We start from the raw sequence: 14,124 nt of genomic DNA, 5'->3' as shown, positions 1-14,124 counted from the left end.
CATGGCGAAGGCGGCGACTCAGGCGAAGAGCAAGGCGGCGTACGCGTGCTCCGAGTGCGGTTGGACCTCGGCGCGCTGGATCGGCCGGTGCGGCGAGTGCCAGGCCTGGGGCACGGTCGCCGAGATCGGTGCGCCGAAGGCCGCCCGGATCACCGCCGGCCCGGTGACGTCGCCGGCGATGCCGATCGCCAAGGTGTCCGCGATCGAGGCCGAGTCCCGGCCGACCGGGATCGGCGAGCTCGACCGGGTGCTCGGCGGCGGCGTCGTGCCGGGCGCCGTGATCCTGCTCGCCGGTGAGCCGGGCGTCGGCAAGTCCACCCTGCTGCTGGAGGTCGCGGCGCAGTCGGCGCGCGGCGGCCAGCGCACGCTCTACGTGTCCGGCGAGGAGTCGGCCGCGCAGGTGCGGCTCCGGGCCGGGCGGACCGACGCGCTCGTCGACGACCTGTTCCTGGCCGCCGAGACCGACCTGGGTGCGGTGGTCGGCCAGGTCGACGCGGTCGAGCCGTCGTTCCTGGTGATCGACTCCGTGCAGACCATGGCGCACCCGGAGGTCGACGGCGCACCGGGCGGCGTGACGCAGGTCCGCGAGGTCACCGGCGCGCTCGTCCGGCTCGCGAAGGAGCGGCACATCGCGGTCGTGCTGGTCGGCCACGTCACGAAGGAAGGCGCGATCGCCGGCCCGCGGATGCTCGAGCACCTGGTCGACGTGGTGCTCGCGTTCGACGGCGACCGGCACTCCGGGTTCCGGATGGTGCGCGCCACCAAGAACCGCTTCGGCCCGTCGGACGAGGTCGGCTGCTTCGACATGGTCGACACCGGCATCGTCGAGGTCACCGACCCGACCGGGTTGTTCGTCTCCGAGCATGCCGAGCCGGTGGCCGGCACCTGCGTGACGGTGATGATGGAGGGCCGCCGGCCGCTGCTGGCCGAGGTGCAGGCCCTGGTCGGCCCGTCCGCCGCGCCGCAGCCGCGCCGGACCACGTCCGGGCTGGAGTCGTCCCGGGTCGCGATGGTGCTCGCCGTGCTCGGCAACCGGGCCGGCCTGAAGCTGGCCGACCAGGAGGTCTACGTGGCCACCGTCGGCGGCGTGAAGATCACCGAGCCGGTCGCGGACCTGTCGGTCGCGATCGCGGTTGCCTCCTCGGTGATGGACAAACCGATCCACCCCGGCCTGGTGGCGATCGGCGAGGTCGGCCTGGCCGGCGAGGTGCGGCGCGTCGGCGGCCTGGAGAAGCGGCTCGCGGAAGCGGCCCGGCTCGGGTTCACCAAGGCGATCGTCCCCGCCGACATCCCGAACCGGAGCAAGGACGTGAAGCCGATGGACATCCAGAAGAAGTACGGCCTGCGCACCTTCGCCGCCCCGGATCTCCGCTCCGCCCTGATGGCCGCGGGCCTGGCCTGACGCCCCTGTGGCGCACGCCACAGCTGAGACGGGGGATCACCAGCCGCTGGTCCGGGAACGTACGCTGGGGGCGCCCCTCGCCGGGTTCAGTGTGGAGCACCGGCGTACGTCGATGACCACAGGAGACCTGATGACCGGATCCAGAGTTGTCGCGCTCGGCCACTACCAGCCGGAACGGGTGCTCACCAACGACGAGCTCGCGACCATGGTCGAGACCAACGACGAGTGGATCCAGAGCCGGGTCGGCATCCGCGAGCGGCGGATCGCGGCCCCGGACGAGCAGGTCGACGAGATGGCCTGGCGCGCCGCCGACAAGGCGATCGCGAACGCCGGCCTGGACGTCGCCGAGATCGACTACGTCGTGGTCGCCACCTGCACCGCGATCGACCGGTCGCCGAACATCGCGGCCCGGGTCGCCGCCCGGCTCGGCCTCGGCAACCCGGCCGCCATCGACCTGAACACCGCGTGCTCGGGCTTCGCGTACGCGTTGGCCACCGCCGACCAGGCGATCCGGGCCGGCGCCGCCTCGAAGGCGCTGGTGATCGGCGTCGAGAAGCTCAGCGACTGGACCGACTGGACCGACCGCACCACCTGCGTGCTGATCGGCGACGGCGCGGGCGCCGCGGTCCTGGTCGCCGACGAGGACCCGGGCGTCGGTCCGGTGGTCTGGGGTTCGGTCCCGGAGATGTCCGACGCGGTCCGCATCGAAGGGCGCGAGGGCCCGTTCCAGCAGGAGGGTCTGAGCGTCTTCCGCTGGGCCACCACGCAACTGCCGGAGATCGCCAAGCAGGTCTGCGAGAAGGCCGGCCTGAAGCCGGAGGAGCTCGGCGGCGTCGTCCTGCACCAGGCCAACCTGCGGATCATCGAGCCGCTCGCCAAACGCCTCGGCGCGGTCAACGCGGTGGTCGCCAAGGACGTCGTGGAGTCCGGCAACACCTCGGCCGCGAGCATCCCGATCGCGTTGTCGAAACTGGTCGAGAAGCGCGAGATCCCGTCCGGCGCGCCGGTACTGCTGTTCGGATTCGGCGGCGGCCTGTCGTACGCCGGTCAGGTCATCCGCTGCCCCTGACGTGACAGGCGTCGGCCCTCCCGACGCCCGATCCACGCGGGAAACGGGGACTGCACGGTCCGATGCACGGGCGGGTGCACGCGCATTCGCGACCGCTCGCCGATCGGCGGCGGCCCGACCGGACGAGCCTGCGGATATCGGCGCGTCGGCACGCGCCGGACCGCATAGACTCAGGTTCCGTGGCGGCGAACACGGACAAGAACAGCACCGGCGCCCGGCTCCGCGCGACGCTCGCGGCGGTGGCGCCGGGTACCGAACTACGCGAAGGCCTGGAACGGATCCTGCGCGGCCGGACCGGCGCGCTGATCGTGCTCGGACACGACAAGGCCGTGGACGCGATCTCCACCGGCGGCTTCGAGATCGACGTCGAGTTCACCGCGACCGGGTTGCGCGAACTCAGCAAGATGGACGGCGCGATCGTCCTGGACCGGGACGCCACCCGGCTGATCCAGGCCGCCGTGCACCTGATGCCGGACCCGTCGATCGTCACCCAGGAGACCGGCACCCGGCACCGCACCGCGGACCGCGTCGCGCGGCAGACCGGGTTCCCGGTGATCTCGGTCTCGCAGTCGATGCACATCATCGCGCTGTACGTCGACGACCAGCGGTACGTGCTCGAGGACTCCGGCGCGATCCTGTCCCGCGCCAACCAGGCCCTGGCCACCCTCGAGCGCTACAAGCTGCGCCTCGACGAGGTGTCCGGCACGCTGTCCGCACTCGAGATCGAGGACCTGGTCACGGTCCGGGACGTGGCCGCGGTCGCGCAGCGGCTGGAGATGGTCCGCCGGATCGCCACCGAGATCGACGGGTACGTCGTCGAGCTCGGCACCGACGGCCGGCTGCTCACCCTGCAGCTCAACGAGCTCGTCGCGGGCGTGGCCGGTGAGCGTGAGCTGGTCGTCCGCGACTACCTGCCGCCGGCCACGGGTCGCCGGCCGAAGACCGCGGACGACGTCCTGCTCGAGCTGGACGCCGTGAGCCCGACCGACCTGCTGGACATCGGCCAGGTCGCCCGGGCGCTGCAGCTCGGCGGCGCCGAGCAGCTGGACGCGGCGGTCACCCCGCGCGGCTACCGCCTGCTGGCCAAGGTGCCGCGGCTGCCGGGCGCCGTGATCGACCGGTTGATCGACCACTTCGGCCACCTCCAGAAGTTGCTCGCGGCAAGCATCGACGACCTGCAGACGGTCGAGGGCGTCGGCGAGAACCGGGCCCGCACGGTCCGCGAGGGCCTGTCCCGGCTGGCCGAGTCCAGCATCTTGGAGCGCTACGTGTAGGGCCTCGCCACTGACGGTCACCTGACGCCCCCGGTTCGTGAAAGAACCGGGGGCCATCTTGCATTCCTGCCCGCGGCGGCGAATACTCCACATGGAACATTCCGTTTGGAGGATAATGCCCGAGCTGACGCCGTTGGCGATCTCCGTGCTGGCGCTGCTGAACGAGCGGCCGATGCACGCGTACGAGATGTACCAACTGCTGCTGAGCCGCCACAACAACCGGATCGTCAAGGTCCGGCCCGGCTCGCTCTACCACACGGTCGAGCGGCTGGCCGGGCAGCAGTACGTCCGCGCGACCGGCACCGAGCGCGCCGGGAACCGCCCGGAACGGACGACGTACGAGATCACCCAGGAGGGGAACGCGGCGCTCACCCGCCGGGTGGAGAGCGGGCTGGAGAGCTTCGTCTACGAATACCCGCTGTTCCCGGTGGTACTGAGCGAGGCACACAACCTGGAGGCCGACGACGCGGTGCTGCGGCTGCGCCGGCGGGTCGAGGACCTGGACCGCTGGCTGGCCGACGTCGACGAGGCGATCGGCCTCGCGCGGTCCTCCGGCGTACCGGAGCGGTACTGGATGGCCGCGGACTATGTCCGGGGCCAGATCGCGGCCGAGCGCGCGTGGCTCGCCGGCACCGTCGAACGCATCGAGAGCAAGGACTTGGAATGGCTATCCCGCAAGACTCAGTGAAGCCCGAGATCCGGCCGTGGCCGGCGTTGTGGGCGCTGGTGCTCGGCTTCTTCATGATCCTGGTCGACTCCACCATCGTCTCGGTCGCGACCCCGGCGATCCTCGAGGACTTCGGCTCCGACGTCGGCACGGTCGTCTGGGTCACCAGCGCGTACCTGCTCGCGTACGCCGTACCGCTGCTGATCACCGGCCGCCTGGGCGACCGGGTCGGCCCGAAGAAGCTGTACCTGACCGGGCTGGCGCTGTTCACGCTGGCGTCGGTGTGGTGCGGCCTGACGAACACCATCGAGCTGCTGATCGTGGCCCGCGTGTTCCAGGGCCTCGGCGCCTCGATGATGACGCCGCAGACGATGGCGGTCATCACCCGGATCTTCCCGCCGGACCAGCGCGGCCGGGCGATGAGCCTGTGGGGCGCGACCGCCGGCGTCGCCACACTGGTCGGCCCGATCCTCGGCGGCGTGCTCGTCGACAGCCTCGGCTGGCAGTGGATCTTCTTCATCAACGCGCCGGTCGGTGTGGTCGGGTTCGTGCTGGCGATGCGCCTGGTGCCGGACCTGCCGACGCACGAGCACAAGTTCGACCTGATCGGCGTCGTGCTCAGCGCGGTCGGGTTGTTCCTGCTGGTGTTCGGCATCCAGGAGGGGCAGAAGTACGACTGGGGCCAGATCAAGGGCCCGATCACGGTGTGGTCGCTGATCATCGCCGGGCTGGTCGTCCTGGCGGCCTTCGTCTTCTGGCAGTCCCGCACCCGGGGCGAGCCGCTGCTCCCGCTCGGCCTGTTCAGGGACCGGAACTTCTCGCTGGCGAACGTCGCGATCACCACGGTCGGGTTCGCGATCACGGCGATGGCGTTCCCGTTGATGCTGTGGGCGCAGGCGGTGCGCGGCCTGACCCCCACCCGGTCGGCGCTGCTGCTGGTCCCGATGGCGGTCATCTCGGGTGCGCTGGCGCCGTTCGTCGGGCGGCTGGTCGACCGGACGCCGCCGCGGTTCATCGCCGGGTTCGGGCTGCTGTGCTGCTCGACGTCGCTGTTCTGGATGAGCCAGGTGATCGAGCCCGACATGCCGATCTGGGAGCTGCTGCTGCCGATCGCGCTGCTGGGTGTCGCCAACGGCTTCATGTGGGCGCCGATCGGTACGACGGCCACGCGGAACCTCCCGCTGCACCAGGCCGGCGCCGGGGCCGGCGTCTACAACACGACCCGGCAGGTCGGCGCGGTCCTGGGCAGCGCGAGCATCGCCGTACTGATGGAGTCGCGGCTGGCGCACAACCTGCCGGCGGCGGCCGGCGGGACACCCGCGGGCGAAGGGTTCTCGGCCGGACAGCTGCCCGAGATGATCCGGCCCGGGTTCAGCGACGCGATGGCACAGTCACTGGTGCTGCCGGCACTCGTGCTGTTGATCGGCCTGGCCGCCGCATTGATGTTCACCGCACCCAGCCACCTGAAGAAGCAGCCCGCCGAGTCGGCACAGCCGGCTGATCAGACCACCTGAAACGCCTGCAGGCTCGACAAGCGGCCGTCGTACTCGGCCTTGACGACATAGGTTCCGGGCTTGGCGACCGGTTGACCCGGAAGGCAGCCAGGCCTGGACCGACGTCCGTTCCAGGGCACGGTGACGGCCGCTTGTTTGCCCTTGGCAACGACGAGGGTGGCGGTCTGGATCACCTTGTCGCATTGGGTGGTGCTCCAGATCAGATCGTTGCCGGACGTCACCGTGACCGTCAGCTTGTCGGCGTTGACGGTCGCCTTGCAGCCCTCGTCGACCGGGTTCAGCTGGACGACGAAGTTCAGCACCGAGCCGGAGACGATCTTCCGGTTCGCGGGCAGGGCCGCGACGGTCAGGTCCGAGCCCTCACAGGGCTGGTCGCCGCGCGGCGTGGTCTTCGTCGGCTTCGGCGTCGGGGACGCCGTCGTCGTCCCCGACCCGGTGCTCTGCCCGGTGCTCGGGGTCGGCGTCGGGGTGGAGACCGGCGCGGCGCCGGTCGGGTTCGGTTGCGGGTCCGACGAGGCAGCGTTCGTGGTGTCGTCGCCACCGCCGGCGAACAGCCGGGAGATCAGGACGACCAGGACCACGACGACCGCGAGCACAAGTCCGCGCCGGAACCAGTAGACGCTGGCGGGCAGGTGCCCGACCGGACGGAGCAGGCTGCTCATAAGCGCACTCTAATATCGGCCTTGTGCAGGACCACTCAGGCTCGCCGTCGGCCATCCATGACCCAGTACTGCGCTGGTACGACGCGAACGCGCGGGATCTGCCGTGGCGGGAGCCCGGCGCCGGCGCGTGGGCCGTGATGGTCAGCGAGTTCATGCTGCAGCAGACACCGGTGAACCGGGTGCTGCCGGCGTACCGGCGCTGGCTGGAGCGGTGGCCGAAGCCGGTGGACCTGGCCGCAGAGGCTCCTGGTGAGGCTGTGCGGGCCTGGGACCGGCTCGGCTACCCCAGGCGCGCCCTGCGCCTGCACGCGGCCGCTCAGGCGATTGTGGAGCGTCACGGCGGTGAAGTGCCGGACGACCACGACGCCCTGCTCGCACTGCCCGGAGTCGGGACCTACACGGCCGCCGCGATCGCGTCCTTCGCGTTCGGTCAGCGGCACGCGGTCGTCGACACGAACGTCCGCCGGGTCCTCGCCCGGGCCCTGACCGGCGTCGCCCAGCCGAGCATCTCCCCCACCGCGGCCGACCAGCGGCTCGCCGTCAGCGCCCTGCCCGCCGACCGGACCACAGCCGCCCGGTGGGCGGTGGCGTCGATGGAGCTCGGCGCTCTGGTCTGCACCGCCCGGACGCCGCGCTGCGCCGATTGCCCGATCCGGTCCCGGTGCGCCTGGGTCCTCGCCGGAAGCCCGCCGTACGACGGCCCGCCGCGGCGGGGCCAGACGTACGAAGGCACCGACCGCCAGGCCCGCGGCCGGCTCCTGGCCGTCCTGCGGGCCGCGTCGGCGCCGGTACCGAAGTCCGGACTGGACGCTTCCTGGCCCGACGCCGCCCAGCGCGAACGCGCCCTCGACGGACTGGTTGCCGACGGCCTCGTCGAGCCCCTCGCACGCGGTCGCTACCGTCTGCCGGGCTGACACACCAAGAAGCCGGCTCGAAGGTCTCGAGCCGGCTTCTTGAATGGTGGTACTTCAGTTCTTCTTGCTGCCGGTGGTGGCGTCCTGCTCGTCGTCGGCCAGCAGGTCGAGCGGCATCGCCGGCTGGCCGGACAGCGTCGCCAGCATCTGGCGGACGTTGGTCAGCTGCGCGTTGATGCTGTCCCGGCGCTGCGTCGCGGCCGCGAGCTCACGCTCGGACTCGGCACGGATCCGCTCGGCCTTGTCCTTCGCGGCGGCGACGATCTCCTGGGCCTGCCGGTTCGCGTCGGCCAGCTGCTGCTGGGACAGCCGCTCGGCCTCGGAACGCGACCGGTCGGCCTCCCGCTGCACCTGCGCGGCGCGGTCGGTGACGGCGGCCAGCTGCTGCTCGGCCAGCGCCGTGCGGGCGGCGAACTCCTGCTCGACCTTGCCCCGGCGCTCGGCCAGGGTGGTCTCGAAGGCGGCCGCGGCCTGAGCGGACTTGGCCCGCTCCTGCTCGTACAGCGCCTGGGCCTCGCTGCGGCGCGCGGTCGCGTCGCGCTCGGCCTCGTCGCGCATGTCGTCGGCCTGGGTCCGGGCCTCCTCGAGGATCCGGGCAGCCTCGGCGTCGACCTCGCTCTTCCAGTCCAGGGAGTACTGCTCGGCCTCCTTGCGGACCTTCTTCGCGTGCGCCTCACCGTCGGCGACGATCGCCTCCGCGTCGGTGCGGGCGCGGGTCACCAGGTCGCGGGCCTCGTCGTCGGCCAGCGACAGGATCTTCGCGACCCGCTCGCCGAACTCGGTGAACGTCGGCGCGCGGTCCTTGGAGTCCTCCTGGGCGGAGATGACGGCCGCCTCCGCAGCGTCCGTGCGGGACTGCAGCTCCTGGACGTGCCGCTGCAGCTGCTCGGACTGCTGCTGCAACGCGGTCAGGGAGGTGGTCAGCTCACGGATGTGCTGGTCCACCTGGGCAGGCTCGTAGCCACGCAGAACGGTACGGAACGGGGTTGGGCTTTCACTGCTCATGTTTTCCGATGCTCACTTCGATGGGTGGGTGGATCACACATTGTCACTGACAAGGATCTGACTGTCACGTCCTCATCCTGATTCCCCCGTGGAACCCTCACTGGAAGACATTCCACCACCTGGGCGGAACCCCGGTACAGCGAGTGCCTCGATCACACCCGAAAGCTGGGTGAGCTCCTTGGTGATCTCATCACGGCGCTGGTTCAGCGCCGCGACCCTCGCCTCGGCGTCGGCGAGAAGTTTTCGGGCCTGGGCACGCAGGGTGTCGGCGTGCTCGCGGGCCTGGGCCTCGAGCTGCTGGGCCTCGGCGCGGGACTTGCGGATCAGCTCGTGCGACTGGCGCTGCGCCTCGGACAGGTCGTTGGCGGCGCGCTCGCGCAGGACCTGGGTGCTCGCCTCCGCCTCGGCCTCGCGGCGGTTCGCCCGCTCGATGATCTCCCGCGCGTCCTGCGCGGCGGACGTCCGCAGCCGGTCCGCCCGGGCCTGCGCCTGGGCAGTGACCTTCTCGGCCTCCTGCTTGGCCGAGGCCAGCGTCGACTCGGCCTGCTCGCCGGCCGAGTACAGCGTGGTCTCGGCGAGCTGGGTCAGCTCGGCGTTCTCCCGGGCGATCGCTTCCTGGGTCTGCCTGAGCCGGCTGGTCGACCGGCCGACCACGCGCCGCAGGTGCGCGCGCTTCTGCTTCAGGTACTTGTCCGCGTCGGCGGCGGCCTGCGCGCGGATCGACTGCGCCTCGGACTCCGCGGCGGCGATCAGGTCGTCGACGGTCTTCCGGCTCCACAGCGTCTGCTTCTCGGCCTCGGCCAGCGCCGCCTCGGCCGCCTTGTTCGCCTCCTCGACGATCCGCTGCGCCTCGGCCGCGGCCGTCCGGCGGTCCGCCTCGATCGAGTCCACGACGAGCTTGGCCTGGGCCCGGGCGTCGGCCATCAGCCGCTCGTTGCCGGCCTCGGTCTCGGCCTTGCGCTCGGCGATCTCGGCGACCGCCTCGGCCCGCAGCTTGTCGATCTCCAGCGAGATCGCGGCCAGCTTGGCCCGCTCGGTCTCCTCCAGCTCCGCCGTCCGGCGTTCCAGCTCGGTGCGGTTCTCGCCGCGCAGCCGCTCGATCTCGGCATGGGCCTCGGCGATCTCGATGCGGGACCGCTCGCGAGCCGCCTCGACCTCGCGCTCGACCGCGGCCCGCAGCTCGCTCGCCTCGGTCTCGGCCCGGGCGATCAGATCGGCCTCGTTGCGGACGGCGGCCTGGGACACCAGGGCGGCCTGCTCACCGGCGTCGGCGACCAGTTGCTGCGCCTCCCGACCGGCCCGGTCGACCATCGCCTGCGCCGACTCGCGGGCCAGCTGGGCCTCTTCGAGCAGGTCGTCGGCCTCCTCCCGCAACCGGGCGGCCTCGCTCTCGGCGGCCGCGAGCCGCCGGTCCGCCGCCGCCTGGGACTCGACCCGCAGCTTCTCGGCGGCCGCCTCGCTCTCGGCGCGCAGCCGGTCGGCCGCCTGCTCCGAGTCGGCGCGGCGCCGGGCCACCTCGTCGGCGACCGTCGCCCGGAGCTCCTCGGCGGCGGACTCGGATTCGACCTTCAGCCGCTCCGCGATCGCGGCCGCCTCCCGGCGCACCCGCTCGGCGTCGGCGGTCGCCTCGGAGGTCAGCTTCTCGGCCGCGGCGGCGGCATCCCGCCGGACCCGCTCGGCGTCGGCGGTGGACTCGGCACGGAGCCGGTCCGCGGCTTCCTCGGCCTCGGAGCGGACCCGCTCGGCTTCGGTGGTGGACTCGGCACGGAGTTGCTCGGCGGCCCGCTCGGCGTCGTTCAGGACGCGCTGGGCGGCCGTCATCGCGTCGGCCCGGAGCTTCTTCGCGGCGGCCTCGGCGTCGGCCTTCAGCCGCTCGGTCTCGGTGCGGGTCCGGCTCGCCTCGTCGCGGGCGAGATCGTTCTCGTGCTCGGCCTGCTCGCGGAGTGTGTCGGCGATCCGCTGGGCCCGCTCGAGCACCCCGCCCGCCTGCCGCACGCCAAAGGAACCGGTGTCGGCGACCGGTTCCTGGGTCAGCGGCAGACGCGGAGCGTCCATGCGACGAGATGATTCCATTCCCGGCCCCCTTTCCGACAGTCCGGGTCCGAACAGCGTGCTCACAGGGTTAACAACGCGGTAGACAGGCGGTAGGTAACTGCTTCATCAGCAGTCGCGCGATCTTCCCATCGAACCGAAGGCGGACGGAAGCCGTTCAGGCACCGAGTTGATCACGCTCCGCAGGACGATACGACCAATCAGTAGCATGCGCGCAAATCAGGCGTGTCCTTTCGGTACGCCGGGGTGGATCGGAGTACACCCGGCGGGCGCCGGACAGCAGAAGGCCCCGCGCGGTTGCGCGGGGCCTTCTGGGTGATCAGCGGTCGATCACGTGTCCTGCAGACCGGTGCTGCCGGTGGAGCCGCCGGTGGTCAGGTCGGTGAGCTCCAGGTCGGACGTCGAGGACTTCTGGTTACCGGTGAAGGTGAAGTACTCGGTCAGGCCGTCGTCGTTGACCGTGCCTTCCGGCGCGGCGTCGACGAGCACGATCTGGCCGGGACGCAGCTCCCCGAACAGGATCTTCTCGGCCAGCACGTCCTCCACGTCGCGCTGCAGTGCGCGGCGCAGCGGGCGGGCGCCCAGGACCGGGTCGAAGCCGCGCTTCGCGACGAGTTCCTTCGCCGCCGGCGTGAGCTCGATGCCCATGTCCTTGTCCTTCAGGCGCTGCTCGATCTGCGCCACCATCAGGTCCACGATCCGGACGATGTCGTCCATCGTGTGCTGGTGGAAGACGACGATCTCGTCCACGCGGTTCAGGAACTCCGGCCGGAAGTGCTGCTTCAGCTCCTCGGTGACCTTCGCCTTCATCTTCTCGTACGAACCCGTGACGTCGTTCGCCTGGGAGAAGCCGAGGGAGACCGACTTCGCGATGTCCTTCGTGCCCAGGTTGGTGGTCATGATGATCACGGTGTTCTTGAAGTCGACCACGCGGCCCTGGGCGTCGGTCAGACGACCCTCGTCCAGGATCTGCAGCAGCGAGTTGAAGATGTCCGGGTGGGCCTTCTCGACCTCGTCGAACAGCACCACGCTGAACGGCTTGCGGCGCACCTTCTCGGTCAGCTGGCCGCCCTCTTCGTAGCCGACGTACCCAGGAGGCGAACCGAACAGCCGGGAGGCCGTGTGCTTCTCCGAGTACTCCGACATGTCGAGGCTGATCAGCGCGTTCTCGTCGCCGAACAGGAACTCGGTCAGCGCCTTCGACAGCTCGGTCTTACCGACACCGGACGGGCCGGCGAAGATGAACGAGCCGCTCGGGCGCCGCGGGTCCTTCAGGCCGGCGCGAGTCCGCCGGATCGAGCGGGACAGCGCCTTGACCGCGTCTTCCTGGCCGATGTAGCGCTTGTGCAGCTCCTTCTCCATGTCCAGCAGCCGCGAGGACTCCTCCTCGGTCAGCTTGAACACCGGGATGCCGGTCGCGGTGCTGAGCACCTCGGCGATCAGCTCCTCGTCGACCTCGGCGACGACGTCCATGTCGCCGGCCTTCCACTGCTTCTCACGCTCGGACTTCGCGTTGATCAGCTTCTTCTCGTCGTCGCGCAGCCGCGCGGCGCGCTCGAAGTCCTGCGCGTCGATCGCCGATTCCTTCTCCCGGCGCACGGTCGCGATCTTCTCGTCGAACTCGCGCAGGTCCGGCGGCGCGGTCATCCGGCGGATCCGGAGCCGGGCGCCGGCCTCGTCGATCAGGTCGATCGCCTTGTCCGGCAGGAACCGGTCCGAGATGTACCGGTCGGCCATCTGCGCGGCGTTCACCAGCGCGGCGTCGGTGATCGTCACCCGGTGGTGCGCCTCGTACCGGTCGCGGAGGCCCTTGAGGATCTCGATCGTGTGCGCGATCGAGGGCTCGGCCACCTGGATCGGCTGGAAACGGCGCTCCAGGGCGGCGTCCTTCTCGACGTACTTGCGGTACTCGTCGAGGGTGGTGGCGCCGATGGTCTGCAGCTCACCGCGGGCCAGCATCGGCTTCAGGATGCTCGCCGCGTCGATCGCGCCCTCGGCCGCACCGGCCCCGACGAGGGTGTGGATCTCGTCGATGAACAGCACGATGTCGCCGCGGGTGCGGATCTCCTTCAGCACCTTCTTCAGGCGCTCCTCGAAATCGCCGCGATAGCGCGAACCGGCCACCAGGGCGCCCAGGTCGAGGGAGTAGATCTGCTTGTCCTTCAGCGTCTCCGGGACGTCACCGCGGACGATCTGCTGGGCCAGACCCTCCACGATGGCGGTCTTGCCGACGCCCGGCTCACCGATCAGGACAGGGTTGTTCTTGGTCCGCCGGGACAGCACCTGCATGACCCGCTCGATCTCGGTCTCGCGCCCGATCACCGGGTCGAGCTTCGCCTCACGAGCGGACTGGGTGTAGTTCCGGCCGAACTGGTCGAGCACCAGGGAGCTGCTGGGCGCGCCCTCGGTGGGCGCACCGCCGGCGGCGGTGGTCTCCTTGCCCTGGTATCCGCTCAGCAGCTGGATGACCTGCTGCCGGACCTTGTTCAGGTCCGCACCGAGCTTGACCAGGACCTGCGCGGCGACACCCTCACCCTCGCGGATGAGGCCGAGCAGGATGTGCTCGGTGCCGATGTAGTTGTGGCCCAACTGCAGGGCCTCACGCAGGGAGAGCTCCAGCACCTTCTTGGCGCGGGGGGTGAACGGGATGTGCCCGCTCGGTGCCTGCTGCCCCTGGCCGATGATCTCCTCGACCTGGGAACGAACGGCCTCGAGCGAGATACCCAGGCTCTCGAGAGCCTTGGCGGCGACACCCTCACCCTCGTGGATCAGGCCGAGCAGGATGTGCTCGGTCCCGATGTAGTTGTGGCTGAGCATCCTGGCCTCTTCCTGTGCCAGGACGACTACCCGACGGGCGCGGTCCGTAAATCGTTCAAACATCGCCAAAGCGCTCCTTGCCTCAGAGGAGTCGGACGTGCCGTGGTGGCCGACCCCCGTACATGCATGCTAGTCCCCGGTGCCGACAGGCTCGCTCTCGGCGAACACCCGATCACGCGTCCATCGGCCTTCAGGTCGGCATCACAAGGGAACAACCGCACTGATCACCAGCGTGTTCCCGGTTCACCGTGATCCGACAGCTTGTTCGCCACCAGCGAATTCCGCCGAACTACCTGCCGACTCAGCGATCGCATCCGACACGCCGTGTCCCACTCTGTGAAACAACCGGAATGCGGACGGTCCCGACACCCGATGCGGGTGCCGGGACCGACGGCAGCTGGAAATTACTTGGCTTCGTTGTACGCCGCGCGCACCTCGGCCGAGATCCGGCCGCGCTCGCTGACCTCGTAGCCGTTCTCCTTCGCCCAGGCCCGGATGTCCGCGGAGTCCGAGGCCGACCGGCCACGGCCCCGCGCCCGGCCGGTCGCGCCGCGGCGGCCGGCCACCCGGCGGCCGGAGCCGACATACGCGGCGAGGGCGTCGCGCAGTTTGGCGGCATTCTTCTTGGACAGGTCGATCTCGTACGTCGTTCCGTCCAGCCCGAAGGTCACGGTCTCGTCGGCCTTACCGCCGTCGAGATCGTCCTCGAGAACCACCTGCACCCTTTGCGCCATCGATGACAACCTTT

The 14,124-nt window shown here is 70.6% G+C and carries 11 protein-coding genes; 6 read left to right on the top strand and 5 right to left on the bottom strand.

Annotation, left to right across the window (positions count from 1 at the left end; genetic code table 11):
• The first annotated feature begins 1 nt into the window (after position 1).
• The 5 genes from radA (at position 2) to AB0L64_RS21685 (ending at position 5,926) form a co-directional block, all read left to right on the top strand.
• Positions 2 to 1,402, top strand: a complete 1,401-nt coding sequence (gene radA, locus AB0L64_RS21705) for a DNA repair protein RadA (RefSeq protein WP_363712606.1) — start codon at positions 2 to 4, stop codon at positions 1,400 to 1,402.
• Between the two features lie 130 nt (positions 1,403 to 1,532).
• Positions 1,533 to 2,471: a beta-ketoacyl-ACP synthase III gene (locus tag AB0L64_RS21700; RefSeq protein ID WP_363712604.1), complete on the top strand. Its 939-nt coding sequence runs from the start codon at positions 1,533 to 1,535 to the stop codon at positions 2,469 to 2,471.
• 179 nt (positions 2,472 to 2,650) lie between these two features.
• Complete coding sequence (disA, locus tag AB0L64_RS21695) at positions 2,651 to 3,745, top strand: DNA integrity scanning diadenylate cyclase DisA (protein ID WP_355694744.1); 1,095 nt, start codon at positions 2,651 to 2,653, stop codon at positions 3,743 to 3,745.
• 115 nt (positions 3,746 to 3,860) lie between these two features.
• The gene (locus tag AB0L64_RS21690; protein WP_363712601.1) at positions 3,861 to 4,433 is read left to right on the top strand and encodes a PadR family transcriptional regulator; all 573 of its coding nucleotides are present in this window, start codon (positions 3,861 to 3,863) and stop codon (positions 4,431 to 4,433) included.
• Complete coding sequence (locus AB0L64_RS21685) at positions 4,409 to 5,926, top strand: DHA2 family efflux MFS transporter permease subunit (protein WP_363712599.1); 1,518 nt, start codon at positions 4,409 to 4,411, stop codon at positions 5,924 to 5,926. The genes AB0L64_RS21690 and AB0L64_RS21685 overlap by 25 nt, the downstream gene beginning before the upstream one ends.
• On the opposite strand, the gene AB0L64_RS21680 is transcribed toward AB0L64_RS21685, so the two are convergent.
• Entirely contained in the window at positions 5,914 to 6,588 is a 675-nt protein-coding gene (locus AB0L64_RS21680; RefSeq protein ID WP_363712597.1) for a hypothetical protein, read from the bottom strand. The two genes, AB0L64_RS21685 and AB0L64_RS21680, sit on opposite strands and share 13 nt — an antisense overlap.
• A 23-nt stretch (positions 6,589 to 6,611) precedes the next feature.
• On the opposite strand from AB0L64_RS21680, the gene AB0L64_RS21675 reads away from it, so the two are divergent.
• Positions 6,612 to 7,502, top strand: coding sequence for an A/G-specific adenine glycosylase (locus AB0L64_RS21675; RefSeq protein ID WP_363712595.1), 891 nt, complete (start codon positions 6,612 to 6,614; stop codon positions 7,500 to 7,502).
• A gap of 54 nt (positions 7,503 to 7,556) precedes the next feature.
• On the opposite strand, the gene AB0L64_RS21670 is transcribed toward AB0L64_RS21675, so the two are convergent.
• The 4 genes from AB0L64_RS21670 to AB0L64_RS21655 form a co-directional block, all read right to left on the bottom strand.
• The gene (locus tag AB0L64_RS21670) at positions 7,557 to 8,507 is read right to left on the bottom strand and encodes a DivIVA domain-containing protein (protein WP_359931988.1); all 951 of its coding nucleotides are present in this window, start codon (positions 8,505 to 8,507) and stop codon (positions 7,557 to 7,559) included.
• 72 nt (positions 8,508 to 8,579) lie between these two features.
• Positions 8,580 to 10,562 carry a kinetoplast-associated-like protein gene (locus AB0L64_RS21665; RefSeq protein WP_363712593.1) on the bottom strand — a complete coding sequence of 661 codons (1,983 nt, stop codon included), beginning with the start codon at positions 10,560 to 10,562 and terminating at the stop codon, positions 8,580 to 8,582.
• A gap of 327 nt (positions 10,563 to 10,889) precedes the next feature.
• Positions 10,890 to 13,439: an ATP-dependent Clp protease ATP-binding subunit gene (locus AB0L64_RS21660; RefSeq protein WP_363712591.1), complete on the bottom strand. Its 2,550-nt coding sequence runs from the start codon at positions 13,437 to 13,439 to the stop codon at positions 10,890 to 10,892.
• A gap of 341 nt (positions 13,440 to 13,780) precedes the next feature.
• Positions 13,781 to 14,110, bottom strand: a complete 330-nt coding sequence (locus AB0L64_RS21655) for an Lsr2 family protein (RefSeq protein ID WP_355694755.1) — start codon at positions 14,108 to 14,110, stop codon at positions 13,781 to 13,783.
• Positions 14,111 to 14,124: the final 14 nt, after the last annotated feature.

Source organism: Kribbella sp. NPDC051936 (assembly GCF_040680955.1).
In the GTDB taxonomy this organism is placed as follows: Bacteria; Actinomycetota; Actinomycetes; order Propionibacteriales; family Kribbellaceae; genus Kribbella.
The sequence above is the reverse complement of the archived record's forward strand: the minus strand, read 5'-3'. Positions and strand labels throughout refer to the sequence as shown.

Bases quoted from the DNA above. Each gene is read 5' to 3' on its own strand.
- radA (WP_363712606.1), top strand. From the start codon at position 2: ATGGCGAAGGCGGCGACTCAGGCGAAGAGCAAGGCGGCGTACGCGTGC.
- AB0L64_RS21700 (WP_363712604.1), top strand. From the start codon at position 1,533: ATGACCGGATCCAGAGTTGTCGCGCTCGGCCACTACCAGCCGGAACGG.
- AB0L64_RS21690 (WP_363712601.1), top strand. From the start codon at position 3,861: ATGCCCGAGCTGACGCCGTTGGCGATCTCCGTGCTGGCGCTGCTGAAC.
- AB0L64_RS21685 (WP_363712599.1), top strand. From the start codon at position 4,409: ATGGCTATCCCGCAAGACTCAGTGAAGCCCGAGATCCGGCCGTGGCCG.
- AB0L64_RS21680 (WP_363712597.1), bottom strand. From the start codon at position 6,588: ATGAGCAGCCTGCTCCGTCCGGTCGGGCACCTGCCCGCCAGCGTCTAC.
- AB0L64_RS21670 (WP_359931988.1), bottom strand. From the start codon at position 8,507: ATGAGCAGTGAAAGCCCAACCCCGTTCCGTACCGTTCTGCGTGGCTAC.
- AB0L64_RS21665 (WP_363712593.1), bottom strand. From the start codon at position 10,562: ATGGACGCTCCGCGTCTGCCGCTGACCCAGGAACCGGTCGCCGACACC.
- AB0L64_RS21660 (WP_363712591.1), bottom strand. From the start codon at position 13,439: ATGTTTGAACGATTTACGGACCGCGCCCGTCGGGTAGTCGTCCTGGCA.
- AB0L64_RS21655 (WP_355694755.1), bottom strand. From the start codon at position 14,110: ATGGCGCAAAGGGTGCAGGTGGTTCTCGAGGACGATCTCGACGGCGGT.